The organism is Tessaracoccus flavescens (assembly GCF_001998865.1).
Taxonomy (GTDB): domain Bacteria; phylum Actinomycetota; class Actinomycetes; order Propionibacteriales; family Propionibacteriaceae; genus Arachnia; species Arachnia flavescens.
Map to the genome: position 1 here is coordinate 3,071,490 of NZ_CP019607.1, position 25,473 is coordinate 3,096,962.

Below are 25,473 nucleotides of genomic sequence, written 5' to 3' on the forward strand. Positions count from 1 at the left end.
GCCGCTGCGGACGGCGGGAACAGCCACCGAGTAGGTTGGGTGGGTGAACCAGAGCCCTGAGGTGAGCGACTTCGCCAAGCTGTACCCGTACCAACTCGACGACTACCAGTTGAGCGCCTGCGAGGAACTCGCTGCCGGAGCAGGCGTCCTCGTGGCCGCCCCGACGGGTGCAGGCAAGACCGTCGTCGGTGAGTTCGCCGTGCACATGGCCATCGCGACCTCGCGCAAGTGCTTCTACACCACGCCCATCAAGGCCCTGTCGAACCAGAAGTACCACGACCTGGTCGAGCGCTACGGCCCGGAACGGGTCGGCCTGCTCACCGGCGACTCGTCGATCAACTCCGAGGCGCAGATCGTGGTGATGACCACCGAGGTGCTGCGCAACATGATCTACGCCTCGTCCCCGACGCTGAAGAACCTGGGCTTCGTCGTGATGGACGAGGTGCACTACCTCGCTGACAAGTTCCGCGGCGCCGTCTGGGAGGAGGTCATCCTCGCCCTTCCCGAGTCCGTGCAGATCGTCGCCCTGTCGGCGACCGTGAGCAACGTCGAGGACTTCGGAGAGTGGCTGCGCACCGTCCGCGGCCATTTCGCGGTCGTCGTCTCCGAGCGTCGCCCCGTCCCGCTCTTCCAGCACGTGCTCGTCGGGCGGCGGCTGCTCGACCTGTTCGAGGGAACCGCGCCCACCGCGCGCGAGCTCCCCTCCGAGCGCGCGGTGAAGGTCAACCGCGAACTGCTCGCCGTCAGCAAGGGCGAGGGCGGCCGGGTGCGCGACGACTCGCGGCGCCCGCGCGGCCGCTCCGGGCGCGGGAAGAACGACCGGTCGCGAGGGTCGGGCCAGTACGGCGGCTCCACCCACCCCCGCTTCGCGGGAAGGCCGACCAGCCGCGCCGAGGTGGCGATCGTGCTCGACCGGGCGAACCTGCTGCCCGCCATCTACTTCATCTTCAGCCGGATCGGCTGCGACTCCGCGGTGCGTCAGGTGGCCGACGCGGGGATCACGCTCACCAACCGGGCGGAGGCCAGCCTGCTCGGCGAGATCGCCGACCGGCACGTGGCAAACCTCAGCCGGGCCGATCTGGACGCCCTCGACTACGAGCGCTTCCGCGACGCCCTGATGGCGGGCGTCGCCGCACACCATGCTGGCCAGTTGCCTGCATTCAAGGCCATCGTGGAGGAGGGCTTCGCGTCCGGAGCGCTCAAGCTCGTCTTCGCGACCGAGACCCTCGCGCTCGGCATCAACATGCCAGCGCGCACCGTCGTGATCGAGAAGCTCGTCAAGTACAACGGCGAGGCACACGTCGACATCACGCCGGGGGAGTACACCCAGCTCACCGGCCGCGCGGGGCGCCGTGGGATCGACGTCGAGGGCCACGCCGTCGTGCTCTGGCAGGCGGGGATGGACCCTAGGGCCGTAGCGGGCCTCGCATCCCGGCGCACCTATCCGCTGCGCTCCAGCTTCGCGCCGACCTACAACATGGCGGTCAACCTCATCTCGACCATGGGGCCGGAGCGCTCGCGCGAGCTGCTGGAGCAGTCCTTCGCCCAGTTCCAGACGGACAAGACGGTCGTGAAGGCTGCACGGGTCGAGCGCTCGCTGCAGGCCGATCTCGAGGCCGCACGCGAGGCCGTGTACTGCGAGCAGGGCGACGCCATGGAGTACGCGAGGCTGCGCGACGAGATCAGCGCACTCGAGGCGTCGTCGTCCAAGGCGCGCCGCGCAGAGGCGGCCGACCAGGTCTCGGAGTCGATGACCCAGTTGATGCCCGGCGACATCGTGCACGTGCCGCGCCAGGGCTGGTCGGTCGTGTTGCGGGTGGGTCAGAAGGTCAAGCGCGACGGTGAGCCGTGGGTGCAGACCATCTCGGGCGACCACACCGTCCTCAAGCTTCAGCCGCACGACCTGCGCGGCCCGCTGGTGCCGGTCGGGCGCGCCAGGGTGCCGCGCGACTTCTCGCTGCGGGACCGGCGCTCGCGCCGTGCCCTGTTGAGCGCCATGTCGGCGAAGATCGAGGAGCTCGACCCGGAGATCCCCGACACGGCGATCCCGACCGATGACGCGGTCGCCGCGCAGATCGCCACGCTGCGCGCCGAGCTCCGTGCCCATCCGGTGCACGCGTGCCCGGACCGCGAACTGCACGCCGTCGAGGCGGCGCGGGTGATCCGGATCGAGCGCGAGGCGAGGAGGGTCGAGGAGCAGACCACCGGGAGGGCGAACTCGCTGGCCGTCCAGTTCGACAGGGTGTGCGCCGTCCTCGACGAGCTCGGCTACCTCGACGACGACCGGCTCACCGACGCGGGCCGGATGTTGCGCCGCATCTACAACGAGCTCGATCTCGTCGCTGCCGAATGCATCAGGCGCGACGTCTTCGAAGGCCTCGACCCCGCCCAACTCGCCGCCGTCCTCTCCACGCTCGTCTTCGAGTCGAGGCCGAGCCGCGACGCCGCCCATCCGCGGATGCCCGACGCCGCCTCCGAACGCGCGCAGTCGCAGCTCAGGATGGTGTGGCGCGAGGTCGGCCAGCTCGAACGCAAACACAAGCGCGACCGGGGCCGTGAGCCAGACATCGGCTTCGCGGAGGCGGCGTGGCGCTGGTCCAGCGGACAGGACCTGTCCAAGGTGCTCGCCAACACCGGCATGGCAGCGGGCGACTTCGTGCGTTGGGTGCGCCAGGTGATCGACCTGGCAGGCCAGTTGGCGGCGGCCGTCGGCCCGGGCGACCTGCGCCGGACCTGCCACGCCGTCGCCGACTCGATGCGCAGGGGCGTGGTGGCGGCCGACATGAACGAGGACTGAGCAGGCAGGCACGGGGGAGCGGACACGGCTGAGGGCATGTAGCCTGACGCCTGTGTCTGTAGCGCTGCGTGTGATCCCCTGTCTCGACGTCCACGACGGGCGTGTCGTGAAGGGGGTGAACTTCACGAAGCTCCGCGACGCGGGCGACCCCGTGGAACTCGCCGCCCGGTACTCGGCCGAGGGGGCCGACGAGCTGACCTTCCTCGACATCTCCGCCTCCTCCGACGGCAGGGAGACCACCCGTGGCATGGTCGCGCGCTGCGCGGAGACCGTCTTCATCCCGCTCACCGTCGGGGGAGGGGTGCGAAGCGTCACCGACGTCGACCTGCTGCTGCGCTCCGGGGCGGACAAGGTGGGGATCAACACCGGGGCGCTCGCCCGCCCCGACGCCATCGGCGAGATCGCCGCGACCTTCGGCAACCAGGTGCTGGTGCTGTCGCTCGACGCGCGCCGCGAGGCGGGCATGGAGTCTGGCTACGGAGTCACCACCCACGGTGGCCGACGCTCGGCGGGCGTGGACGCCATCGCGTGGGCGAAGGAGGCCTGCGACCGTGGCGTCGGCGAGATCCTGCTCAACTCGATGGACGCCGACGGCACCACGGACGGCTTCGATCTCGAGATGATCCGCGCCGTCCGCGAGGTGGTCGACGTGCCCCTGATCGCCTCAGGCGGGGCGGGCACCGTCGAGCACTTCGTCGAGGCGGCCCGGGCGGGGGCCGATGCCGTCCTCGCCGCGAGCGTCTTCCACTACGGCACCCTCACAGTCAACCAGGTGAAGGACGGCCTGCGCGAGGCGGGCTTCGAGGTCCGCTGAACACCCCAACCCGAAGGAGACCGACATGACCGACTGCCTGTTCTGCCGCATCGTCGCGGGCGAGATCCCGGCGAAGAAGATCTACGAGGACGACGACGCCCTCGCCTTCCTCGACATCGCCCCCTGGCAGGTGGGCCACACCCTCGTCATTCCGAAGCGTCACGTCGAGAACGTGATCGCGGACGACCAGGTGCTCGCCGAACTCGGCCCGGTGGTCGCGATGGTCGCCCGCACCCTGCAGGACCGGCTCGGCGCCGACGCCTGCAACATCGTCTCAAACGCCGGCGCGGTGGCGGGCCAGGAGGTGTTCCACGCCCACGTCCACGTCCTGCCGAGGTACGCGTCCTCTCCCGGCATCGCGAACCTCAAGACCCCCGTCACGGAGGAGGCAGAGACCACCTGGAATCGGGTAAACTACAAGGCGTAGCAGAGGGGTTCCGGGGGCTTAAGTAGGCCCCCTTGGTTAGGCCCTCAATACGTTTAGGGACATCACAAGGCGTGGACGCGCCCTACAAATGAGAAGGGACCTCAATGAAGGCCACCAAGATCGTCGGCATCGTGTCGATCATTGCCGGGATTGTCATGATCGTCGCGGGTGCACTCACCTGGGGCATGGTCACCTCGCAGCTTCGGGCCGAGAAGATCACCGTTCCCGGTGACTCGGCCCTCATGGGCGGCGCCTTCGCGGGCAAGCCCGTCGGCGGTCCCCTCACCGCTTACGCCCAGGCCGACGCCATCAACATGCACGCCGTGAAGGCCTCCGATGGCCTGACCTACGCCGAGCTCGGCGCAAAGGCCACCGAGGCCAAGGAAGCCGGTGACGAGGCCCTCGCCGAGGAGTACCAGACCAAGCGCAACACGGTCATGAACGGCTCCTTCCTCCGCGCCTCGCTGTTCAGCTCGGTCATCGCCTACGGCGTCGCAGCCCTCGTGGTGGGCCTCGGCCTGATCATCGGGTTCATCGGCTGGGCGCTGACCAGCCTGAAGCCGGCCGGAGGCACCACGGTCGTCGAGGATCGCCAGCTCGGCGACGCCTGAGCGACACGCTGACACCACGCTGACCGGACGGGTCGGGACCTCGGGTCCCGGCCCGTCCGTCTTATATTCCGGAACGACGTGGTCGAAGGGTTGACAGCGACCGCGGCAGCGACAAAGGTGTACCCATGCCCACCAGCTGGCTCGTACTTATCAAATAGCGCTTCGCGGCGAATCCGCTCCGAAGCGCTCCCTCGTGTGCCCACCCGGGCCCGGGGGTTTTTTCTTGGGTACACCCCGCCGGCCGACAAGAAGGGAGAGGCTATGGCGATCACCGACGGTCAGACCTTGACGGGGGCGCAGGCCCTCGTCGAGTCCCTCGAACGAATGGGTGTCGATGTAGCCTTCGGCATTCCAGGCGGTGCCATCCTCCCGGCCTACGATCCTCTCTACGACTCGAAGATCCGTCACATCCTCGTGCGGCACGAGCAGGGCGCGGGGCACGCAGCCGAGGGATACGCCATGAGCTCGGGCAGGGTCGGCGTCTGCATCGCCACCTCGGGACCCGGCGCAACCAACCTGGTCACGGCGATCGCCAACGCCTACATGGACTCGACCCCGATGGTGGCCATCACCGGCCAGGTCAACAGCACCGCGATCGGCACCGACGCCTTCCAGGAGGCCGACATCCGCGGCATCACGATGCCGATCACCAAGCACTCGTTCCTGATAAAGGACGTCGCGGACATCCCCCTCGCGATCAAGGAGGCCTTCCACATCGCCTCCACCGGTCGCCCGGGGCCGGTGCTCGTCGACATCGCAAAGGACGCGCTCGTCGCGAAGGCCCCCTTCGAGTGGCCCGAGGAACTCGACCTGCCCGGCTACAAGCCGACGATCAAGCCGCACGCCCGTCAGATCCGTGCGGCGGCGAAGATGATCTCGGAGTCAAAGCGACCCGTCCTCTACGTCGGCGGCGGAGTGACGCTGGCCCGCGCCCATGAGGAACTGGCAGCCTTCGTCGAGAAGACCCACATCCCCGTGGTCACGACCCTGATGGCGCGGGGCGTGTTCCCGGACACCCACGAGCTGAACATGGGCATGCCCGGCATGCACGGCACCGTCGCGGCCGTCGGCGCGCTGCAGAAGGCCGACCTGCTGATCGCGCTCGGCACCCGCTTCGACGACCGGGTCACCGGGAAGCTGGACAGCTTCGCGCCCGAGGCCAAGATCATCCATGCCGACATCGATCCCGCCGAGATCGGCAAGAACAAGGCGGTCGACATCCCGATCGTCGGCGACGTCAAGCAGACGTTGACCCAGCTCAACGAGGCGATCGAGGCCTACGAGAAGCCCGAGGCGGACGCATGGCGTCGCCTGCTCGCCTCCATGAAGGCCCGTTACCAGCCCCGCTGGGAGGAGGCGCCCGACGGTCGGCTCTCCCCGCAGGAGGTCATCCAGCGGATCGGTCAGCTCAGCCCGCCCGACTCCATCTACGTCGCGGGAGTCGGGCAGCACCAGATGTGGTCCGCGCACTTCCTGCCTCACGAGAAGCCGGCGCACTGGATCAACTCCGGCGGTGCAGGCACCATGGGCTTCTGCGTGCCAGCCGCCATGGGTGCCAAGGTCGCGAATCCGGACGCCACGGTCTGGGGCATCGACGGCGACGGCTGCTTCCAGATGACCAACCAGGAGCTCGTCACCTGCGCGGTCAACAACATCCCGATCAAGATCGCCGTGATCAACAACAACGTGCTCGGCATGGTGCGGCAGTGGCAGTCGCTATTCTACGACGGCCGCTACTCGAACACCGACCTGAACACCGAGTCGGTGCCGAACTTCCCCATGCTCGCCGAGGCGATGGGCTGCGTCGGCCTGCGCGCCACGAACGAGGTCGAGATGGAGGCCGCGATCCAGCAGGCCCTCGAGATCAACGACCGTCCGGTCGTGGTGGAGTTCGTCGTCAACAAGGACGCCATGGTCTGGCCGATGGTCCCCGCCGGAACCAGCAATGATGAGATCAAGGTCGCCCGCGACATGGCCCCCGATTGGGAAGAGGAAGTGCTGTGAAGAACCACACCCTGTCGATCCTGGTCTCCAACCGGCCGGGCGTCCTCGCCCGCATCGCCTCGCTGTTCTCGAGGCGGGGCTTCAACATCCAGTCCCTCGCCGTCGGCCCGACCGAGCGCGAGGAGGTCTCGCGCATGACGGTGGTCGCCCAGGTCCACGACGACGCGACGCTCGAGCAGATCGTCAAGCAGCTCAACAAGCTCGTCGAGGTGCGTAAGGTGCTCGAACTGGGGGAGAACTCGGTGCGCCGCGAGATGGTGCTGGTCAAGGTGCGCGCCGACGTGCACACCCGCAGCCAGGTCATCGACGTCGTGTCGCTCTTCCGCGGCAAGGCCGTCGACGTGTCGTCCGAGACCATCACCGTCGAGGCGACAGGAAGCGACGAGAAGCTCGCCGCCCTGCTGGAGATGCTCCAGCCGCACGGCATCATCGAGATCGTCCAGTCGGGTCAGGTCGCGCTCGGGCGCGGCACGAAGATCCTCGCCGAAAAAGCTAAGTAGAAACCAAACAAGGAGAACCCACCCATGGCAGACATGTTCTACGACACCGACGCCGACCTGTCGCTCATCCAGGGCCGTCATGTCGCCGTCATCGGTTACGGCTCGCAGGGCCACGCCCACGCGCTGAACCTGCGTGACTCCGGCGTCGACGTCCGGATCGGTCTTCGCCCCGGCTCGAAGTCGGCCGCCAAGGCCGAGGCCGAGGGGCTGCGCGTGCTTCCCGTCCAGGAGGCAGTCGAGGAGGCCGACCTGATCATGGTGCTGGCGCCCGACCAGGTGCAGCGCAAGCTGTACAAGGAGGAGATCGAGCCCTACCTCACCGAGGGCGACGCGCTCTTCTTCGCGCACGGCTTCAACATCCGCTACGGCTACATCCAGGCCCCCGAGGGCGTCGACGTGTGCATGGTCGCCCCCAAGGGCCCGGGCCACCTGGTGCGCCGCGAGTACGTCGACGGCCGTGGCGTTCCCGCCATCATCGCCGTCGAGGTCGACGCGACCGGCAACGCCTGGCCGCTCGCCCTCTCCTACGCGCGCGCCATCGGCGCCCTGCGTGCGGGTGGCATCAAGACCACCTTCACCGAGGAGACCGAGACCGATCTCTTCGGCGAGCAGGCCGTGCTCTGCGGCGGTGCCTCCGCGCTGATCCAGGCCGGATTCGAGACTCTCGTCGAGGCCGGCTACCAGCCTGAGGTCGCCTACTTCGAGTGCCTCCACGAGCTGAAGCTCATCGTCGACCTGATGTACGAGGGCGGCATCGCCAAGCAGCGCTGGTCGATCTCCGACACGGCCGAGTTCGGCGACTACGTCTCCGGCCCGCGCGTCATCGACGCCCGCGTCAAGGAGAACATGAAGGCCATCCTCGCCGATATCCAGGACGGCACCTTCGCCAAGCGCTTCATCGACGACCAGGACGCGGGAGCCCCCGAGTTCAAGGAACTGCGCGCCAAGGGTGAGGCCCACCCGATCGAGGCGACCGGTCGCGAGCTGCGCGGCCTGATGAGCTGGGTCAAGAGCAACGACGACTACACCGAGGGCACCGCCGCTCGCTGATCGTCACAGCACCGCGTCGAGGGCCGGCACCCACCCGGGTGCCGGCCCTCGCGTCGTCGGCGAAGGTCGCGGCATGGGAGAGAAGCCGGAACGGGAGCCTCGATCCGACAAAACCACATAACCAGACATGGGAATTGTTGGGTTTGCCTTGACATGGCCTGTGTTTCCGATCAACAAGAATCTCGAATGCTCCGGCGTCCGGGCCAGGATCCAGCGATTCGGCGGCAAGCTCGCCGCCATGATCATGCCGAACATCGGCGCGTTCATCGCGTGGGGCCTGATCACAGCGCTGTTCATCGAGAAGGGCGGGCTCCCGAATGCGACCCTCGCCGGTCTCGTCGGCCCGATGCTGTACTTCCTGCTCCCGATCCTGATCGGCTACACGGGTGGCCGCATGGTCCACCAGCAGCGAGGTGCCGTGATCGGTGCGATCGCGACGGCCGGCGTGATCATGGGCGGTATCGAGGACTTCTCGACCCTGACCGGCACGCCGATGTTCCTCGGCGCCATGATCATGGGCCCGCTCGCCGCCTGGATCCTGAAGCAGTTCGACAAGCTGATCGACGGTCGGTCCGCCCAGGCTTCGAGATGGTCGTAGACAAGTTCTCGCTCGGCATCATCGGCATGCTGCTCGCCATCCTCGGCACGCTCGGGGTCGGCCCGATCTTCTCGGTGCTGATCGGCGTCCTCGCCGGTGGCGTCCAGTGGCTCGTCGCCGCGAACCTGCTGCCGCTCGCCTCGATCTTCGTCGAGCCTGCGAAGGTGCTGTTCCTCAATAACGCCATCAACCCACGGCTTCTTCACGCCGCTGGCGGCGATGGACGTCCAGGAGACCGGCCGCTCGATTCTCTACATGGTCGAGTCCAACCCCGGTGCGGGCTTCGGTCTGCTCCTTGCCTTCATGTTCTTCGGCCCCAAGTCGCTGCGCGGCTCCACCTCCGGCGCCATCGTGATCCACCTTTTCGGCGGCATCCACGAGATCTACTTCCCCTACGTGCTGATGCGCCCCGTCATGCTGCTCGCCACCATCGGCGGCTCGATGTCCGGCCTGCTGGTCGCGTCCCTGACCGGCGCAGGGCTCTCCGCCCCGCCGTCGCCCGGTTCTATCCTCGCCTACTTCGCGGTGACCCCTCCCGGCGGGCACGTCTCGATGCTGCTCACCGTCGCCACGGCGACCGCGGTCTCGTTCATCATCGCCGCAGCCCTGCTGAAGTTCGGCAAGGGCTCCGACGACAGCGCAGAGGTGGCGGCCGCAGCCGCCGCGACCGGCACCGCCGCCCCGGGCGGTGACGTCTCCGCCGTCGCCGGTGGCGACATCCGCAAGGTCGTCGTCGCGTGCGACGCGGGCATGGGTTCCTCCGTCATGGTCGCAGGGCAGCTGAAGAAGAAGCTCAGCCCCTACGGCGTCGAGGTGATCCACACGCCCGTCGACGAGATCCCGATCGACACCACGGTCGTCCTGACCCAGGAGGGCCTCGCCGCCCGAGCGGCCAAGCGCGTTCCCGGCAGCCTCATCGTCGCGTTCAAGACCTACATGGGCGACCCCGCCTTCGACCGGGTCGAGCAGGCGATCCGCGAGGGCCGCGACCTGACCGCCAACGGACTCGGTGAGGCAAGCGGCGCTGCGCCGGCCGAGGCGGCCGCCCCGGCATCCGTGGCCGCCCCCGCCAGGAAGGCCAAGTCCAACTCCGAGCGACTGCGTACCGCGACAAGCGTCGACGAGGTCCTCGAGCTTCTGACCCCCCAGGAAGAGGAGATCCATTCATGAAGGCACTTCGCTACCACGCCCCAGGAGACGTGAGGATCGAGGACGTCCCGGAGCCGGTGTGCGGCCCGGACCAGATCAAGATCCGCGTACGCAACTGCTCGACCTGCGGCACGGACGTCAAGATCCGCGCCAACGGCCACGTCAACATCACCCGGGTCACCATCATGGGACACGAGATCGCGGGCGAGGTGGTCGAGGTCGGGGCGGAGGCCCCACGCGACTTCACGGTGGGCGAGCGCGTACAGGTCATCGCCGCCGTCCCGTGTGGCGACTGCTACGAGTGTGACAAGGGCTGGATGGAGGTCTGCCAGAACCAGACCTCGATGGGCTACCAGTACGACGGCGGGTTCGCCGAGTACATGATCGTCCCGAAGGCCGTGCTCGCGGTCGACGGTGTCAACCGCATCCCCGACGGCGTCGGCTTCGACGAGGCCTCCGCGGCGGAGCCCCTCGCCTGTGCCATCAACGCCCAGGAGCAGCTCGGCATCGAGAAGGGCGACTTCACGGTCGTCTTCGGCGCCGGCCCGATCGGCTGCATGCACATCCGCGTCGCCCGCGGCCTGTACGAGGTCGGCACCGTCGTCCTCGTCGACATCAACGCGGAGCGACTCGCGCTGTCGGCCGCCGCGGTGCAGCCCGACATCGTGATCGACTCCTCGAAGGTGGATGTGGTCCAGGAGATCATGCGGCTCACCGAGGGCCGCGGGGCGGACGTCATCATCACGGCCACCCCGGCCAACGTCACGCAGGAGCAGGCGGTCGCCATGGCTGCCCGCAACGGCCGGATCTCGTTCTTCGGTGGCCTGCCGAAGACGAACCCGACCATCACGCTCGACAGCAACCTGGTGCACTACCGCCAGCTGCACATCCACGGCGCAAACGGCTCCTCGCCGGCGCAGCACCGTCAGGCGCTGAGCTACATCGCGGACGGCCGGATCCCGGTCGCCGACCTGATCACCGAGCACCTGCCGCTCGAGAAGGCCGCAGAGGCCCTCGACATCGTCGCGGCTGGCAAGGCGATCAAGGTGACGATCGAACCGTGAGCCTCCCCAGGGCGTGTCGGCCGGGCTCCTTCGGGAGCCCGGCCGTTTCGTCGTCGGGGCGGGCGGCCGAATCTCAGGTGAGGCGTCTCCCAGGGTCGTTGTCGGCTCCCGCGTGTCCGCCTGGGCGCCGTCGCAAGGCCCCGGGGGAGCGGCCCTCGTCACTCAACGCCGCGGCCTCCGCCCTCGGATCGGCGGCGCCTGGCGCTGTTGAGGGATGCGGCCTCGGGCCGGCGGCCGGGCACGACAGACGACCGGGCCCCGTCAGGGACCCGGCCGTCGACTTTCAGGAGGTCTGCGTCACAGCAGCATCGAGACGGCCAACTCCTTGGCGTCGCGCGAGTTGCGGGCGTCGACCACGGCGGTCGCCAGCTCGCGGCAGCGCTCCATCGTGACCTTCCCGAGCTGCACGCCGACGCTCGGGATCGCCGTCATGGCCATGGAGAGCGACGAGACGCCCAACCCGATCAGCACGCAGGCAAGCAGCGGATCCGCCGCGGCCTCGCCGCAGACCCCGACCGGCTTGCCCGCGCGCTCGCCCGCCTGGCAGGCCAGCTGCACGAGACGAAGCACCGCAGGCTGCCAGGGGTCGGTCAGCGTCGCGAGGTGTGACGACATCCGGTCGGCCGCCATCGTGTACTGCGTGAGGTCGTTGGTGCCGATCGAGAAGAAGTCCACCTCGGCGAGGAAGGCGTCGGCAAGCAGGGCGGCGGCCGGAACCTCGACCATGATCCCCGGCTTCAGGTCACGGGCCCTGCACTTCTGTGCGAACTCGTACGCCTCGTCGACGGTGGCCACCATCGGCGCCATCACCCACGGGGCGCTGACGTTGTTGTCCTCAGCCGCCTGCGCGATGGCGTCAAGCTGCCGGTCGACGAGGCCCTGGTTGGTCCAGCCGAGCCTGATGCCGCGCACGCCAAGCGCCGGGTTCTCCTCATGCTCGTGGTTGGCGAACGGGACGGGCTTGTCCGACCCTGCGTCGAGGGTGCGCACGACGACCTTCTGGTCGGGGAAGGCCGCGAACACCTCGCCGTAGATGCGCGCCTGTTCGGCGACGGACGGCTCCGTCTGCGCTGTGAGGAAGCTCAGCTCGGTGCGGTACAGGCCGATTCCCTCCGCGTGGGTCCCAGCAGCCTTGCGCGCGGCCGCCCCGTCCTGCACGTTGGCAAGGAGCTGGACGGCGACGCCGTCTGCGGTCTGCGCCGGCCCCTCCCAGGTGCGGATCTCCGCCTGCAGGGCCGCGCTCTGCCCGACGAGACGCTTCGCCTCGCTCGGATCGGACGAGCGGGTCAGCACGCCGCTCGTGCCGTCGACGAGCAGCAGTTCGCCCTCCTCGACGTCGGCGAGTCCACCGGCGGCAACGACGCACGGGATGCCGAGCTGGCGGGCGATGATGGCGGTGTGGCTGGTCGGGCCGCCGAGTCGCGTCACGAGCGCCTTGATCAGGGTCGCGTCGAGTCCTGCGGTGTCCGCGGGTGCCAGGTCGTCGGCGCAGAGGATCACCTCACGGGTCGGCTTCGGCACGCCGGGCTCCGGGAGCCCCATCAGTTCAGCGATCACGCGGTTGCGGATGTCGCGCAGATCGGTGGTGCGCTCGGCCATGATCCCGCCGAGCTTCTCGAACTGGATGACGAACTGCTCGATCGCCTGGGCAGTGGCGGTCTCAGCGGTCGCCCCGGAACTTATCAGCTTGGTCGCGGCGCGGAGCCAACCCCGGTCGCGGGCGAGGGCGGCCGTCGCGCCGAGCACCTCTGTCGCGACACCGGTCGCCGCGCTGGCGCGCTCGGTGAAGCGCTGGGCGATAGTCTCGGCCGCCGCCTTGAAGCGGGCGACCTCGTCGGGGCGGGCCTCCTCGGCGACCGTTCCCGAGACCTGCGGGGGAACGGGCGCCTGCCTGGTCCAGGCGGCAGGGGCGTAGGCGATCCCGGCGACGACGCCGGTCCCACGCAAGGTGCGTGAATCCATGGAAACCTCCACAATGAGTAGTCTCCCTATCGTTGCCAGGGGGCGGCCACGAAGTCAACATGTAGAGGGTTGGTTTTTGTGGGATCATGTCCGTAACGGCAGGATTCCCGGGATCCGTGCAGATTGGAGCCAGTGATGTACGCGGAAGAGCGTCAGCACGAGATCGTCACCCTCGCGCGAAATCTCGGTCGCGTGTCTGTGACGGAGTTGGCCGCGCGCTACGACGTCACCCCCGAGACCATCCGGCGTGACCTCGACGCGCTCTCCGGTCGAGGCCTCCTCAGCCGCGTCCACGGGGGAGCCGTTCCTGCAGACAAGCTGCGGCTCACCGAGGCCTCCGTGCGCGATCGCGACGTCACCTCGCCCGCCCAGAAGCTGGCCATCGCGGAGCACGCCATCAGCCTGCTCCCGGAGCGCGACCAGCTCACCGTCCTGCTCGACGCGGGCACCACGACAGCGCGCCTGTGCGCGGGAATGCCCGGCTGGGTCTCGATGGTGGTGACCAACTCGGTGCCGATCGCAGGCGAACTGGCCGAGCGCGGCGACCTGAACGTGCTGCTGCTCGGGGGCCAGGTGCGAGGCGTCACGCAGGCCACCGTTGGCACCGAGGCCTACTCGACCCTTGAGCGACTCCAGGTCGACGTCGCCTTCATCGGGGCGAACGGTTTCTCCGTCGGGCACGGCTTCTCGACCCCCGACCCTACGGAGGCGGCGATCAAGCAGGCCATGGTCCGCGCCGCCCGCCACGTCTACGTCCTGGCGGACGCCTCGAAGTTCGGGGCCGACTACCTCGTCCGGTTCGCAGGTGCAGAGGACATCGACGCACTGATCACCGACAGGCGGCTCGAGAAGGAGTCGCTCGAGGCGCTGCGTGCCTCGGGGTTGCGCGTCGACGCGGTCTGAATGTGGCTTTGTGTTGGGTTATTCGTGATTCCCTTGAGTTTTGGGGTGAATCTCAGGTATAAACAGTCGTAACACGTCCCCGGGAGGCAGACATGGCTGACGAAGTGGTCACCCTCACAGCGAACCCGAGCCTCGATCGCACGCTCGGGCTCGACGGCCCGCTCACGGTCGGACAGATGCAGCGCACCTCCGGAGTCACCGAGCAGGCCGGCGGAAAGGGCCTCAACGTGGCCCGGGTCGTGATCTCGGCCGGGCACAGCGGGGGCAATGCGGGCGCCCAGGCCGCGACGGCCTCGGTGCGTGCGCTGGCGGTGGGTGAGCTGCGCTTCTCAGACCTGCCGCGGGTCCTGTGGCGGGAGTTGCGGGTCGGGTTCCTGCTCGGCCTGACGCTCGCCGTGCTCGGGCCTGATCGTCGGCTCCCTGTTCGTGGGCTGGTCGATCGCCTCGGTCTTGGCCTGCAGCCTGATCCTGGTCTGCGCCTGGGCGGCGACCATCGGCGGGGCGATGCCGCTGATCGCCAGGAAGATCGGGATCGACCCGGCCGTCGTGTCCGCGCCGCTCGTGACGACGCTCGTGGACGCCACCGGGCTCGTCATCTACTTCATGATGGCGAAGGCCATCCTCGGCGTCTGAGCTCAGCGCCGCTGCGCCGTCTCCACCGGGGGGAAGGTGCACACGTCGTGGTTCGACGTCGGCACCCCCTCCAGATAGGCGGGGCGCTCGTCGACGATGTGGAGCAGGACGAGCAGGTCCCGGGTGCCGCCGTAGAGGACGTGTGCCGGGCGCCCTGCCAACGACACACCGTCGGGACCGGAGAGCTCGACCGACGGGCAGGTCCCGCATGGGCAGGGGCGCGTCACGAGGGCGTCGTCCAACCGGTCGAGCCAGGCGAAGCGTTCGGTCACTCCGGGGGCCTGTTCAAGGGTGTCCCCGTGACTGATCAGGAAGCGTGCCCAGCCTACTTCTTCTGGGGTGAGAGGCCGTGCCATTCAGGCAGGCTACCGCCCGCGCAGGGTGCCGATGAGCGTGGGGTCGGGTAGGCCGCTCGCGGCCCTCTGCGCCTGGAGGAGCACCCGCCGCGGGTGACACCATCAGGCCATAGGGTGCCTGTATGACGCTGCGACCCGACCTTCCCGCCGCCGCGAGACTGATGGAGGCGGCCCGTTCGCTCCGCCTCGAGGCGAGGGGGCTCCGCATGCTCTCCCCGTCCCGCACGGCGATGAGCCAGTCGGCCGAGGTCACGGCAGGCCCAGACGGACGGCTGCTGTCGATGGTCCTGCTCGATCCGCCGATGCTTCCCGCGTCCCAGTGGGGCGCCCACCTCGCGGCCCTCTACCGCGCCGCGACCGGGGCTGAGGTCGACGGCGTGATCGTGGCCGACATCGACGAGTCGTCGCTTCCCCCGATGGCCAAGGGCCTCGGCCCCGGACGGTTCAGTTTTCCTCCTGGCATCGACGGCGATGCCCCGCCCGAGGTCGTGCTCGCCCAGGTCAACCAGAGGTTGCGCTCCAGATTCGCCGCTGCCGAGTCGGCTTCGGCGAGGATCGCCGAACTGCAGGCGTCCGGCACGGGCGGAGACGAGCGCGAGGTGAGTCTTCGCATCGGATCCCTCGGCAACCTGATCGACCTCCAGGTGAGCAGCCGACTGGCGACGGTGCCGGTCGAGGCCGCCAACGCGGCGCTCGCATCGGCCATCGAGGCCGCCGCGGCAGACCTCCGTGGACAGATCGACGAACTCCTCGACAAGGAAGGGCTCTGACATGGCAGATCCGACCGGCTGGAATCCGACGCAGATCAGCTCGATGGCCTCTGCGGTCAGCACCGAGGCGGACACCGTCAACGGGCTCGCCGGCTCCGCACCTCCGCCGCACCAGGAGTCCTTCGGAAAGCTGCTCGCCCCACCGGCGTCCAACGCCTTTCCCTACACCACCGACGGGATCGACTCGTTCCTGACGGGGGCGGGCGCCGCGGTCGGGCGGATGGGAGACGGCCTCGACCATTCGGCCACGAGCTACCAGAGCGCCGAGGACCAGGCCGTCGCGTTCGCAAGCCAGATCGCGGGGGGCGGGGGAGCGGGTGCGCCTGCACCGGCCACCGGCTCGGTCACCATCACTCCGCGCACGCACTGGGTCAGGGCGAAGGGAGTGCTCGGCGGAGGGGCCGCGACGGGCGGTGACGGGTTCTCCGGGGGCAACATCGGATCGGTCCTGATGCCGACGGCGCTCGACTGGCTCAACGCCCCTGTCGCCGTCTACGAGATGGTGGCCAACGGTCTCGGCTTCCTCGCGGGCACCCTGCTCAGCTACTTCCCGCCCTTCGACGACGCCATCGAGAAGCTCACCGGCGACCCCGACGCCATCCGCCAGTTCAAGTCCAGCCTCGAGAACCTCGCCCGCGCCCTCGACACGCACGTCGGCAGCATGGACGCCTCGACGCGGATGGCCCCGGAATGGTTCGGTGAGGCGGCGGACAACTACCAGGAGTACGCCGTCATCCAGCAGGGCTGCATGCAGGCGGCCAAGGCCCTCGTCGATGTGATCGGTCCGAGCGTGGAGGGCGTCGCGGCCAACACGGCACACACCCGCAAGGCCGTGGTGGCGATCCTGGTCAACATGATCGAGGAGATCGTCCGGCAGGCCGTTCCCAACCTGTTCTGGCTGAAGGTCTCGCTCGGCTTCGCCGTCGTCCCCGGCGGGATCATCGTCAGCGGCGCCATGATCGCAGGAATCCTCAGCCGCTTCGTGGCCTGGGTGGTGGAGTTCCTCGCCACCGAGATGCAGGTCATCGCCCAGCTGCTGCGCGACGTCGCACAGCAGGGCAACGGCTACCTCGGACAGATCCGTCAGCTGGGCAACACCATGGAGCGTGCGGGGGAGACGCTGCGCACCGGGGTCGACCCGGGGCCGGGTAACACCGTCTCGGACGGCTCGCTCGCCGACTCCATGATGGGCACCGAACCCGACCCGCGCGACGGCGTCCTGATCGACATGCTGGCTGGCCAGGTGCCCGACAACATGCAGCAGGCGACGCCGGAGCAGCTCGAGGAACTGGGGCTCACGCCAGACATGCTTGTCGACGATGCGAACGGCTTCAAGGCGCACGTCTACGTAGGCGACGACGGAAGCGTCGTGATCCTCTTCGAGGGAACCGACTTCGGTGACTCGCAGCAGCGTGACCTGCTCCAGGAGAACGTCCCCGGAGGCACCGGGATGGGTCCGCAGTCCGAGATGGCGATCGCGATCGCCCAGGCGGTCGGTCAGAGCCCGCAGCACGACAACGTGCTCTACGCGGGGCACTCGCTCGGGGGCAGGCTTGCCGCGACCGCGTCGCTCGTCTCAGGCAACCCGGCCGTCACGGCCAACGCGGCAGGCGTCAGCCCGGCCCAGTTGGAATACATCGCCCAGTCGAACGGCACGACGGTCGAGCAGTTGCAGAGCCAGCTCGACTCCGGTCAGGTTCGCGTCTACCAGACCGACGACGACATCCTCACCGGCCTGCAGGAGGACTACCCGATCACACCGGGACTCATGCCCGACGCCGTCGGCGTCCCGATCGACCTGCCCGGCCACCTCAACCCCGTCGACGGGCACGGCAGCGGCAACGTCCGCGACAACTACAACGACGTCTACGGCACGGACCGTCCGGAGGACCTCACCCCGGTGCCGTGACCGGGCCGGTGGCGCCTGCGCCCACCGACCCTCGTCGGTCAGGCCAGGCGCGCCGCGATGCGGTCGCCGGTCTCCGAGGTGGAGGTCTTCGAGGTCCCGCGCTCGGCGATGTCGGCGGAGACGGCCTCGTCGATCCTGGCCGCCAGCTCGGGCCTGCCGAGGTGGTCGAGCAGCAGACCCATCGATGAGATGGCCGCGGTGGGGTCGGCGATGCCCTTGCCTGCGATGTCGGGTGCGGAGCCGTGCACCGGCTCGAACATCGACGGGTACTCGCCGGTCGGGTTGATGTTGGCCGAAGCCGCGAGCCCGATGCCTCCGGTCACGGCGGCCGCCAGGTCGGTCACGATGTCGCCGAACAGGTTGTCGGTGACGATGACGTCGAACTGGCTGGGGTCCACCACCAGGGCGATCATGGCCGCGTCGATGTGCAGGTACTTCCGCTCGACGTCGGGGAACTCCTCGCCGACCTCGGTGAAGATGCGGTTCCACAGCGAGCCGGCGTTGACCAGCACGTTGTGCTTGTGCAGCAGCGTGAGGTGGCCGCGGCGCGACTGTGCGCGCCGGTAGGCGTCGCGCACGACGCGTTCCACGCCGTAGGCCGTGTTGACGGAGACCTCGGTGGCCAACTCCTGCGGGGTGCCGACGCGCACCGCGCCACCGTTGCCGCAGTAGAGGCCCTCGGTGCCCTCGCGCACCACGACGAAGTCGACGTTCTTGCCGTCGACAACGGAGGGGGCCAGCGGGGTGGGAACGCCTGGGTACAGCTTGGACGGGCGCAGGTTGATGGCGTGGTCGAAGGCGAAGCGCAGCTTCAGCAGCAGGCCGCGCTCGAGGAGCCCGCTCGGGATCGCCTTCGAGCCGGGGGCGGCGCCGACCGCGCCGAGCACGATGGCGTCGACGGCCTTGAGCTCGTCGAGGACGGAGTCGGGCAGCACCTCGCCGGTGCGCTGCCAGCGCTCGGCGCCGAGGTCGTAGTGCACGAAGTCGAACGCGTCGGCTCCCGCGACGGCGGTGAGCGCCTTGAGCGCCTCCGCGGTCACCTCGGGGCCGATTCCGTCGCCGCCGATGACGGCAATCTTGGCTGAAGTCATGGCGGAAACCCTACGGGAGCGCCGCGTGGAGGCGCCTCCCGTCTCAGGTGTCCGTCCACTGAATGAGACGTCGCAGCCCCTGCTCGGCAGCGTATTGTGCCCAGAGTTTCCCGTATCGATCTGGAGTGACAATGCCGACGCTGCCCGTGCAACCAGCCGAGTTCCATGTGTTCGACACCTCCCTGCGCGACGGCGCGCAGCAGGAGGGCCTTCACCTGTCCGTGCCGGACAAGCTCAAGATCGCCGGCTACCTCGACGAGCTCGGGGTCACGTTCATCGAGGGCGGCTGGCCGGGCGCGAACCCGGCCGACACCGAGTTCTTCCAGCTCGCCAAGGACCTGGGGCTGAAGCGCTCGAAGCTCGTCGCGTTCGGCGCGACCCGCAAGGCAGGGGCGAAGGCCTCCGAGGACGCCCTGACGAAGGCCCTCGTCGACGCGGACACCGAGTACATCTGCATCGTGGCGAAGTCGCACGAGGACCACGTCCGCCGCGCGCTGCGCACCACGCTCGAGGAGAACCTCGAGATGATCACCGACACGGTCACGTTCCTGCGGTCGCAGGGCAAGCGGGTCTTCGTCGACTGCGAGCACTTCTTCGACGGCTACCGCGCCTACCCCGAGTACGCGATCAAGGTGGTGCAGACGGCCCACGACGCAGGCGCCGAGGTCGTCGTGCTGTGCGACACCAACGGCGGCATGCTGCCGAGCTGGATCGGCGACATCGTGCGCGCCGCGGCCGAGACCGGAGCCAACCTCGGCGTGCACGTGCACAACGACACCGCCTGCGCGGTCGCCAACACCGTCGCCGCCGTCGAGGCCGGAGTCATGCACGTCCAGGGCACCTTCAACGGCTACGGGGAGCGCACCGGCAACGCCGACCTGTCGGCCGTGATCCCCAACCTGCAGCTCAAGTTCGGTTGGGAGATCCTCCCGGCCGACCAGCTCGCCGACCTCACCCGCGTCGCGCACGCGATCGCGCTCGTCGCGCACCAGCCGCTGCTCGGTAGGCAGCCCTACGTCGGCCAGTCGAGCTTCGCGCACAAGGCGGGCCTGCACGCCTCGGCGATCAAGGTGGACGAGAACCTCTACCAGCACATCGATCCGGCGCTGGTCGGCAACGACATGCGGATGCTGATCTCCGACATGGCGGGTCGCGCCAACATCCAGATCAAGGGCGAGCAGCTCGGCTTCGACCTGGATGACCGCGAGCTCGCCGCGAAGATCACCGAGGTGGTCAAGGAGCGCGAGGCGGAGGGCTATTCGTACGAGTCGGCCGACGCCAGCTTCGAGATGCTGCTGCGTGACCAGCTCGGTGTCCTCGACCTGCCCATCGAGGTGCACTCGTGGCGCGTGTTCACGGAGGAGCGCGACGGGATCAACATCTCGGAGGCCACCGTCAAGCTGACGGCGAAGGGTGCAAGGCAGATGGTCGTCGGCGAGGGCAACGGCCCCGTCAACGCCCTCGACGACGCGCTGCGCGCCGCGCTGATCCCCGCCTACCCGCAGGTCGCGGACTTCGAGCTGACGGACTACCGGGTCCGCATCCTCGACGAGGGGTACGGCACGGACGCGACGGTGCGCACCCTGATCGACACCTCCTACGGGGGCGAGACCTGGACGACCGTCGGCGTCGGCACCAACGTGATCGAGGCCTCGTGGGAGGCGCTGCTCGATGCGCTCTCCTACGGGATCATGACGCACCTGGAGGCGTGAGCCCGACCTTCCGGGTAAGTGTGGCGGACCGGTTCCGCAGGGCGGTCGTGGCTCCACGCCGCTGGTTGCGGCGCGAGTCACTGAACTAGGCTGTCTGGCATGCGTATCGCCCGTTTCGCCCTTGCAGGCAAGGATCCCCAGTACGGGATCATCGAACTCGCCGTCGACGGCGGGGACCACCCCGACTCCATCGCGACCCTGACCTCCGACCCGCTCGCCGGAGTCGCGGTCAACTACACGGGGGAGCGCCACGACCTCGACGAGGTCCGCCTGCTCTCGCCTGTGATCCCCCGCTCGAAGGTGGTGGCCGTCGGGAAGAACTACGCCGATCACGCACGGGAGATGGGCGGTGAGGTGCCCGAGGCGCCGCTGCTGTTCTTCAAGCCCAACACCTCGGTCATCGGCCCCGGAGAGACGATCATCCGGCCAGCAGGGGTCGAGGACCTGCAGTACGAGGGCGAGCTCGCGGTGATCATCGGCCGCATCTGCAAGCAGGTGCCCGTCGAGCGCGCCCAGGAGGTCATCTTCGGCTACACCATCGCCAACGACGTCACGGCCCGCGACTGGCAGCGCAGCGACGGCCAGTGGGCGCGCGCGAAGGGCTCCGACACCTTCCTGCCGCTCGGTCCCTGGATCAACACCCACCTGACCCTCGAGGAGGTCGGAAAGCTCGACATCGAGACCCGACTCAACGACGAGGTGCGCCAGGACGGCTCGACCTCGCAGATGGTGCGTGGCGTCGCCGAACTGATCTCCTACATCACCGCCTCGATGACCCTTCTGCCCGGGGACGTCATCCTCACCGGCACGCCCGCGGGTGTCGGAGCCATGCAGCCGGGCGACGAGGTGAAGGTCTCCATCACCGGGCTCGGCACCCTCGCCAACCCCGTCGCGGACGAGTGAGCGAAACCCCCCGGCTGGTCGCCTTCGGCGATCCGGTCGATCCGCCGTCGGGCGTGAGCTACCCGCTCGCGCTGCGGCACCCGGGAGCGAGCCCCTTCCAGGCGGTCTTCGGCATCCTCGTGGGGTTCAGTGCCTTCGCACTGCTCGTTCCGCTGTTCGCGCGGCTGGTGCTGATCGTCTCGCACCTCTTCCGGGGTGGCGACTGGGCGCAGTACCAGCAGGCCGCTTCGGCCTACGAGCTTCCGGAGGGTCCGGCTTCGGGTCAGTTGGCGCTTGCGCTGCTGATCCCGGTGTCGATCCTGATCGTGCGTTTCGTGCACGGCGTGCGGCCGCGTTGGCTGGCGTCGGTCCAACCCGGTGTGCGGTGGCGCTACCTGCTGATCGCGCTCGTGGTGGCCCTCGTGGTGCTCAACGGCGTGCTGTGGCTGTCGTTCGCCGCGAAGGGCGTCCCGCAGTTCCATTCGGGGCAGGACGGGTGGGTCAGCTTCGCGCTTGTGCTGCTGCTGACCTCGCCGCTGCAGGCTGCCGCCGAGGAGGTCTTCTTCCGGGGGTACCTGCTGCAGGCCATCGGCTCCGCGACGGGAAACCGCTGGGTAGGCGTCGTCGGATCCGCAGTCATCTTCGCCCTGCTGCACGGGGTGCAGAACCCCGCGCTGTTCTCCCACCGGCTGGCCTTCGGGCTCGTGGCGGGCGCCCTTGTCGTCGTGACCGGGGGCCTCGAGGCGGGGATCGCCGCGCACATCGTCAACAACCTCGCCGCCTACGGGTATGCGATGTTCTCGTCGTCGATCGCGGAACTGAAGACGGTCACGGCCATCACGTGGGGTGACGCGGCCTGGGACATCGCAGGTTTCGCGGCCTTCGCTGCGGTCGCCTGGTGGGTCGGAAAGCGCATGGGACTTGCCACCCGATCGCCCTGATCGCGCCCGGAACCCTCAGTTTGCGGGGTGCGAAACCCATGGTGTAGTGTTCTTCTTCGTGCCCGGTTCAACGGCCGGGGCACAGGGGTATGGGGTAATTGGCAGCCCGACGGTTTCTGGTTCCGTTAGTTCAGGTTCGAGTCCTGGTACCCCTGCGGAAAGTGCTAAGCTTTCCAGGCGCTAGGGCCCCGTTGTGTAGCGGCCTAGCACGCCGCCCTCTCAAGGCGGTAGCGCGGGTTCGAATCCCGTCGGGGCTACGAAGACCCGGTCAGAAATGGCCGGGTCTTTTTCGTGTCCGTCGACGCCGGCGCGGCCTCCGTGGGCCGGTCCCGCGGCCGCCGCCCAGGCCGATCCGGCAGCAGCAGTGCATGATGTCCCCTGCCGGGACAGTCCCCGCGGCCGGGGATTAAGTGATGACAACCTTGCCTAATCTACAGTGTTCCCGTCGTCAAACGGGGAGGACCCAGCATGGCTTTCAGCGATGCCCGCCAGGAGCGCGGCCTCTACCTGGCCGAGGTGTTGCGGAACGAGCGGGTCAGCCTGCACATGGTGCGCCTCACGCTCGGTGGCGAGGATCTGGCCCGGCTCCCGCAGCATGGTTTCGACCACTGGGTCCGCCTCTTCTTTCCGCATCCTGAGCACGGGACTCCCGACTTCTCCCACCTTCCCGAGACGTCGGCCTGACCCCGACGCACAGGAGGTCGTCGGCCCTGATGGGGTCGAGGTGCGGTGGATCGTGCGCGAGGATCGGCATGCGCGTCCGGGGGAGGCCGCGCTCGCCGAACTTCGCGGTTTCACGCCCGTGCGTCCCGAGACGATCTTGGCGTTCCTGGTCGGGGAGCAACGGCTCGCGGCCGAGGGGCGCCGACATCTGGTCGCCTGTGGCGTGGCGAAGGCGCGGATCGAGTTCAGCGGCTTCTGGAGGGTGGGCCGCGCCGCCGACTGATCCTCGGCCGACAGACGTTGCGGCTGATTCCTTCTCGTAGCCGCGACCGCAGGAAAAATCAGTGGCCCGGTCCTGGACAGACCGGGCCACTGGTACGTTCGGCTGCGGCGCTGTGCCGCGTCGGTGACTACTCCGGGGCGCCGCTGCGACGGAGCACCTCGCTCAGCCTTTCGGCGGCCGCGAGTACCGCAGGCGCGTGCAGGCGGCCGGGGGAGCGGGTGAGTCGCTCGATCGGTCCGGAGACGGACACGGCGGCGATGAGCTTGCCGGACGGGGCGAGCACGGGCGCGGAGACCGATGCGACGCCTGCCTCGCGTTCGGCGACGGACTGGGCCCAGCCGCGACGACGCACCGACTGCAGCGTCGAGAGGGTGAATGAGGCGGTGTCGAGCAGCTTCTCGAGCTTCTCCGGTTCCTCCCAGGCCAGCAGTACCTGCGCCGCGGAGCCCGCGGACATCGAGAGCTGCGCTCCGACGGGGACGGTGTCGCGCAGGCCGTGCGGGCGTTCCACTGAGGCGACGCAGATGCGGATGTCGCCCTGGCGGCGGAACAATTGCACCGACTCGCCCGTGATGTCGCGCAGGCGCGTGAGGATCGGGCCGGCGGTGGCGAGCAGGGGATCCTCGCCCGCCGATTCCGCCAGTTCGATCAGGCGGGGGCCGAGCACGAAGCGGCCCTGCAGGTCGCGGCCGACGAAGCGGTGGTGCTCGAGTGCGACGGCGAGCCGGTGTGCGGTGGGACGGGCCAGTCCGGTGGCCGTCACCAGACCCGCGAGGGTCAGCGGATTGCGCTCCAGTGCGGCCAGGACCGCGGCCGCCTTGTCGAGCACTCCAACGCCAGAAGATTCGTCCATATTGTGAGATTATCAATCCGAATAGTGGACACGCAAGGGGCGGACGCGCTCAGCTTGTTCATACTGAACCGCAGTTCACATCGGTATGAAGCGAGGAGCCATGGGTAAGACCCTGAGCGAAAAGGTATGGGACGCGCACGTCGTCCGGTCGGCAGAAGGCGAGCCTGACCTGCTCTACATCGACCTGCACCTGGTCCATGAGGTGACCAGCCCGCAGGCGTTCGAGGGGCTCCGACTCGCCGGCCGTCCCGTGCGTCGCCCCGACCTGACGCTGGCGACCGAGGACCACAACACCCCGACGCTGAACATCCTCGCGCCGATCGCCGACCCCGTCTCGAAGAAGCAGGTCGACACGCTCCGCCAGAACGCCAAGGACTTCGGCGTGCGCATCCATTCGCTGGGTGACAAGGACCAGGGCGTCGTCCACATCATCGGCCCCCAGCTGGGCGTGACCCAGCCAGGCATGACGATCGTGTGCGGCGACTCGCACACCTCGACCCACGGCGCGTTCGGCGCGCTGGCCTACGGCATCGGCACCTCCGAGGTCGAGCACGTGCTCGCCACGCAGACGCTGCCGCAGGCCAGGCCGAAGACCATGGCCGTCAACATCAACGGCGAACTGCCCGACGGCGTAACGGCCAAGGACATCGTGCTGACGCTGATCGCGAAGGTCGGCACCGGCGGCGGCCAGGGCTACATCGTCGAGTATCGCGGCGACACCATCGAGAACCTGTCGATGGAGGGTCGCATGACGATCTGCAACATGTCGATCGAGTGGGGCGCGAAGGCAGGCATGATGGCACCCGACGAGACCACCTTCGCCTACCTGAAGGGCCGCCCGCACGCACCCGAGGGTGAGGACTGGGACGCGGCCGTCGAGTACTGGAAGACCCTGCGCTCCGACGACGACGCCACCTTCGACGTCGAGGTCGACATCGACGCCACCAAGCTGACCCCGTTCGTGACGTGGGGAACCAACCCCGGCCACGGCGTCCCGCTGGGCGGCTCCGTGCCCGCCCCCGAGGACTTCGACTCCGAGGTCGAGCAGGCGACCGCCAAGCGCGCCCTCGAGTACATGGACCTGACCCCCGGCACGCCGATGCGCGACATCGCGGTCGACACCGTCTTCCTCGGCTCCTGCACCAACGGCCGGATCGAGGACCTGCGCCTCGCCGCGTCTGTGCTCCAGGGCCGCAAGAAGGCCGACTCGGTGCGCATGCTCGTCGTGCCCGGCTCGGCTCGCGTGCGACTTCAGGCCGAATCGGAGGGCCTCGACAAGGTCTTCCTCGACTTCGGCGCCGAGTGGCGCGCCGCCGGCTGCTCCATGTGCCTCGGCATGAACCCCGACCAGCTGGCCCCCGGCGAGCGCTCCGCGTCGACCTCGAACCGCAACTTCGAGGGTCGCCAGGGCAAGGGCGGCCGCACGCACCTCGTCTCGCCCGCCGTCGCAGCAGCCACCGCGATCACCGGTCGCCTGTCCGCCCCGGCAGATCTCTGAGTT

Annotated in this window: 24 protein-coding genes, 2 tRNA genes and 1 pseudogene; 23 read left to right on the plus strand and 4 right to left on the minus strand. The window is 68.8% G+C overall.

Annotated elements, in window-relative coordinates; translation table 11 throughout:
* The first annotated feature begins 43 nt into the window (after window positions 1–43).
* The 10 genes from BW733_RS14905 to BW733_RS14945 all read left to right on the plus strand — a co-directional run bounded on the left by BW733_RS14905 (window position 44) and on the right by BW733_RS14945 (window position 11,014).
* The gene (locus BW733_RS14905) at window positions 44–2,797 is read left to right on the plus strand and encodes a DEAD/DEAH box helicase (RefSeq protein ID WP_237268221.1); all 2,754 of its coding nucleotides are present in this window, start codon (window positions 44–46) and stop codon (window positions 2,795–2,797) included.
* Between the two features lie 52 nt (window positions 2,798–2,849).
* Window positions 2,850–3,611 (plus strand): imidazole glycerol phosphate synthase subunit HisF, encoded by a 762-nt coding sequence (hisF, locus tag BW733_RS14910; RefSeq protein ID WP_077351707.1) that lies wholly within the window; start codon window positions 2,850–2,852, stop codon window positions 3,609–3,611.
* Between the two features lie 25 nt (window positions 3,612–3,636).
* Window positions 3,637–4,038 carry an HIT family protein gene (locus BW733_RS14915; RefSeq protein WP_077351709.1) on the plus strand — a complete coding sequence of 134 codons (402 nt, stop codon included), beginning with the start codon at window positions 3,637–3,639 and terminating at the stop codon, window positions 4,036–4,038.
* Window positions 4,039–4,142: 104 nt separating this feature from the next.
* On the plus strand, window positions 4,143–4,649 hold the full coding sequence (locus tag BW733_RS14920; RefSeq protein ID WP_077351711.1) for a hypothetical protein: 507 nt from the start codon (window positions 4,143–4,145) through the stop codon (window positions 4,647–4,649).
* A 261-nt stretch (window positions 4,650–4,910) separates the two neighbouring features.
* Window positions 4,911–6,653 (plus strand): acetolactate synthase large subunit, encoded by a 1,743-nt coding sequence (locus tag BW733_RS14925; protein WP_077351713.1) that lies wholly within the window; start codon window positions 4,911–4,913, stop codon window positions 6,651–6,653.
* Window positions 6,650–7,153, plus strand: a complete 504-nt coding sequence (gene ilvN / locus BW733_RS14930) for an acetolactate synthase small subunit (protein ID WP_077351715.1) — start codon at window positions 6,650–6,652, stop codon at window positions 7,151–7,153. Before BW733_RS14925 ends, ilvN begins: the two co-directional genes overlap by 4 nt.
* 24 nt (window positions 7,154–7,177) lie before the next feature.
* Window positions 7,178–8,203 carry a ketol-acid reductoisomerase gene (ilvC, locus tag BW733_RS14935; RefSeq protein WP_077351717.1) on the plus strand — a complete coding sequence of 342 codons (1,026 nt, stop codon included), beginning with the start codon at window positions 7,178–7,180 and terminating at the stop codon, window positions 8,201–8,203.
* A 160-nt stretch (window positions 8,204–8,363) separates the two neighbouring features.
* The gene (locus BW733_RS20170) at window positions 8,364–8,801 is read left to right on the plus strand and encodes a PTS transporter subunit EIIC (protein WP_237268222.1); all 438 of its coding nucleotides are present in this window, start codon (window positions 8,364–8,366) and stop codon (window positions 8,799–8,801) included.
* Between the two features lie 219 nt (window positions 8,802–9,020).
* On the plus strand, window positions 9,021–9,971 hold the full coding sequence (locus BW733_RS20175) for a PTS sugar transporter subunit IIBC family protein (RefSeq protein WP_237268223.1): 951 nt from the start codon (window positions 9,021–9,023) through the stop codon (window positions 9,969–9,971).
* A complete protein-coding gene (locus tag BW733_RS14945) occupies window positions 9,968–11,014 on the plus strand; it encodes a zinc-dependent dehydrogenase (protein WP_077351719.1) in 1,047 nt (348 codons plus the stop codon). Before BW733_RS20175 ends, BW733_RS14945 begins: the two co-directional genes overlap by 4 nt.
* Window positions 11,015–11,311: 297 nt before the next feature.
* On the opposite strand, the gene ptsP is transcribed toward BW733_RS14945, so the two are convergent.
* Window positions 11,312–12,976 carry a phosphoenolpyruvate--protein phosphotransferase gene (ptsP, locus tag BW733_RS14950; protein WP_077351721.1) on the minus strand — a complete coding sequence of 555 codons (1,665 nt, stop codon included), beginning with the start codon at window positions 12,974–12,976 and terminating at the stop codon, window positions 11,312–11,314.
* Between the two features lie 135 nt (window positions 12,977–13,111).
* Here ptsP and BW733_RS14955 point away from each other — a divergent pair, with 135 nt between their 5' ends.
* From BW733_RS14955 to BW733_RS20185, 3 genes and pseudogenes are all read left to right on the plus strand, one after another.
* Entirely contained in the window at window positions 13,112–13,879 is a 768-nt protein-coding gene (locus BW733_RS14955) for a DeoR/GlpR family DNA-binding transcription regulator (protein WP_077351723.1), read from the plus strand.
* A 176-nt stretch (window positions 13,880–14,055) separates the two neighbouring features.
* Window positions 14,056–14,211, plus strand: a pseudogene (locus BW733_RS20180) (hypothetical protein); the annotation flags it as partial.
* Window positions 14,212–14,305: 94 nt separating this feature from the next.
* Window positions 14,306–14,512 (plus strand): magnesium transporter, encoded by a 207-nt coding sequence (locus BW733_RS20185; RefSeq protein WP_202970222.1) that lies wholly within the window; start codon window positions 14,306–14,308, stop codon window positions 14,510–14,512.
* A 2-nt stretch (window positions 14,513–14,514) separates the two neighbouring features.
* On the opposite strand, the gene BW733_RS14965 is transcribed toward BW733_RS20185, so the two are convergent.
* Complete coding sequence (locus BW733_RS14965) at window positions 14,515–14,868, minus strand: hypothetical protein (protein ID WP_152024747.1); 354 nt, start codon at window positions 14,866–14,868, stop codon at window positions 14,515–14,517.
* Between the two features lie 122 nt (window positions 14,869–14,990).
* Between BW733_RS14965 and BW733_RS14970 the strand changes: the two genes are divergently transcribed.
* Complete coding sequence (locus BW733_RS14970; protein WP_077351727.1) at window positions 14,991–15,638, plus strand: hypothetical protein; 648 nt, start codon at window positions 14,991–14,993, stop codon at window positions 15,636–15,638.
* A 1-nt stretch (window position 15,639) separates the two neighbouring features.
* Window positions 15,640–17,547, plus strand: a complete 1,908-nt coding sequence (locus tag BW733_RS14975) for a Tle-like phospholipase domain-containing protein (protein WP_077351729.1) — start codon at window positions 15,640–15,642, stop codon at window positions 17,545–17,547.
* A 38-nt stretch (window positions 17,548–17,585) separates the two neighbouring features.
* Here the strand turns inward: BW733_RS14975 and BW733_RS14980 are convergent, their stop codons facing one another.
* Complete coding sequence (locus BW733_RS14980) at window positions 17,586–18,638, minus strand: 3-isopropylmalate dehydrogenase (RefSeq protein ID WP_077351731.1); 1,053 nt, start codon at window positions 18,636–18,638, stop codon at window positions 17,586–17,588.
* A gap of 131 nt (window positions 18,639–18,769) precedes the next feature.
* On the opposite strand from BW733_RS14980, the gene cimA reads away from it, so the two are divergent.
* From cimA to BW733_RS19105, 7 genes are all read left to right on the plus strand, one after another.
* A complete protein-coding gene (gene cimA, locus BW733_RS14985; RefSeq protein ID WP_077351733.1) occupies window positions 18,770–20,350 on the plus strand; it encodes a citramalate synthase in 1,581 nt (526 codons plus the stop codon).
* Window positions 20,351–20,449: 99 nt separating this feature from the next.
* Window positions 20,450–21,253 carry a fumarylacetoacetate hydrolase family protein gene (locus tag BW733_RS14990; RefSeq protein ID WP_077351735.1) on the plus strand — a complete coding sequence of 268 codons (804 nt, stop codon included), beginning with the start codon at window positions 20,450–20,452 and terminating at the stop codon, window positions 21,251–21,253.
* Complete coding sequence (locus BW733_RS14995) at window positions 21,250–22,173, plus strand: CPBP family intramembrane glutamic endopeptidase (RefSeq protein WP_077351737.1); 924 nt, start codon at window positions 21,250–21,252, stop codon at window positions 22,171–22,173. Before BW733_RS14990 ends, BW733_RS14995 begins: the two co-directional genes overlap by 4 nt.
* An 83-nt stretch (window positions 22,174–22,256) precedes the next feature.
* Window positions 22,257–22,328: transfer RNA gene (locus BW733_RS15000), tRNA-Gln, on the plus strand.
* 29 nt (window positions 22,329–22,357) lie between these two features.
* Window positions 22,358–22,430, plus strand: a tRNA-Glu gene (locus tag BW733_RS15005).
* Between the two features lie 211 nt (window positions 22,431–22,641).
* Complete coding sequence (locus BW733_RS19100) at window positions 22,642–22,857, plus strand: siderophore-interacting protein (RefSeq protein ID WP_202970223.1); 216 nt, start codon at window positions 22,642–22,644, stop codon at window positions 22,855–22,857.
* A 52-nt stretch (window positions 22,858–22,909) separates the two neighbouring features.
* Window positions 22,910–23,119, plus strand: a complete 210-nt coding sequence (locus BW733_RS19105) for an SIP domain-containing protein (RefSeq protein WP_237268225.1) — start codon at window positions 22,910–22,912, stop codon at window positions 23,117–23,119.
* 127 nt (window positions 23,120–23,246) lie between these two features.
* Here the strand turns inward: BW733_RS19105 and BW733_RS15015 are convergent, their stop codons facing one another.
* Window positions 23,247–23,972, minus strand: coding sequence for an IclR family transcriptional regulator (locus BW733_RS15015; protein WP_077351739.1), 726 nt, complete (start codon window positions 23,970–23,972; stop codon window positions 23,247–23,249).
* A gap of 100 nt (window positions 23,973–24,072) precedes the next feature.
* Here BW733_RS15015 and leuC point away from each other — a divergent pair, with 100 nt between their 5' ends.
* The gene (gene leuC, locus BW733_RS15020) at window positions 24,073–25,470 is read left to right on the plus strand and encodes a 3-isopropylmalate dehydratase large subunit (protein WP_077351741.1); all 1,398 of its coding nucleotides are present in this window, start codon (window positions 24,073–24,075) and stop codon (window positions 25,468–25,470) included.
* Window positions 25,471–25,473 lie beyond the last annotated feature (3 nt).

What these genes read in the sequence shown, in the direction of transcription:
- BW733_RS14970 (WP_077351727.1), top strand. Translation starts at nt 14,991, where the DNA reads ATGACGCTGCGACCCGACCTTCCCGCCGCCGCGAGACTGATGGAGGCG.
- BW733_RS14990 (WP_077351735.1), top strand. Translation starts at nt 20,450, where the DNA reads ATGCGTATCGCCCGTTTCGCCCTTGCAGGCAAGGATCCCCAGTACGGG.
- leuC (WP_077351741.1), top strand. Translation starts at nt 24,073, where the DNA reads ATGGGTAAGACCCTGAGCGAAAAGGTATGGGACGCGCACGTCGTCCGG.
- BW733_RS19100 (WP_202970223.1), top strand. Translation starts at nt 22,642, where the DNA reads ATGGCTTTCAGCGATGCCCGCCAGGAGCGCGGCCTCTACCTGGCCGAG.
- BW733_RS14945 (WP_077351719.1), top strand. Translation starts at nt 9,968, where the DNA reads ATGAAGGCACTTCGCTACCACGCCCCAGGAGACGTGAGGATCGAGGAC.
- BW733_RS14915 (WP_077351709.1), top strand. Translation starts at nt 3,637, where the DNA reads ATGACCGACTGCCTGTTCTGCCGCATCGTCGCGGGCGAGATCCCGGCG.
- BW733_RS14965 (WP_152024747.1), bottom strand. Translation starts at nt 14,868, where the DNA reads ATGGCACGGCCTCTCACCCCAGAAGAAGTAGGCTGGGCACGCTTCCTG.
- BW733_RS14975 (WP_077351729.1), top strand. Translation starts at nt 15,640, where the DNA reads ATGGCAGATCCGACCGGCTGGAATCCGACGCAGATCAGCTCGATGGCC.
- BW733_RS14920 (WP_077351711.1), top strand. Translation starts at nt 4,143, where the DNA reads ATGAAGGCCACCAAGATCGTCGGCATCGTGTCGATCATTGCCGGGATT.
- ilvC (WP_077351717.1), top strand. Translation starts at nt 7,178, where the DNA reads ATGGCAGACATGTTCTACGACACCGACGCCGACCTGTCGCTCATCCAG.
- cimA (WP_077351733.1), top strand. Translation starts at nt 18,770, where the DNA reads ATGCCGACGCTGCCCGTGCAACCAGCCGAGTTCCATGTGTTCGACACC.
- BW733_RS14925 (WP_077351713.1), top strand. Translation starts at nt 4,911, where the DNA reads ATGGCGATCACCGACGGTCAGACCTTGACGGGGGCGCAGGCCCTCGTC.
- BW733_RS20175 (WP_237268223.1), top strand. Translation starts at nt 9,021, where the DNA reads ATGGACGTCCAGGAGACCGGCCGCTCGATTCTCTACATGGTCGAGTCC.
- BW733_RS15015 (WP_077351739.1), bottom strand. Translation starts at nt 23,972, where the DNA reads ATGGACGAATCTTCTGGCGTTGGAGTGCTCGACAAGGCGGCCGCGGTC.
- BW733_RS14980 (WP_077351731.1), bottom strand. Translation starts at nt 18,638, where the DNA reads ATGACTTCAGCCAAGATTGCCGTCATCGGCGGCGACGGAATCGGCCCC.
- ptsP (WP_077351721.1), bottom strand. Translation starts at nt 12,976, where the DNA reads ATGGATTCACGCACCTTGCGTGGGACCGGCGTCGTCGCCGGGATCGCC.
- BW733_RS14955 (WP_077351723.1), top strand. Translation starts at nt 13,112, where the DNA reads ATGTACGCGGAAGAGCGTCAGCACGAGATCGTCACCCTCGCGCGAAAT.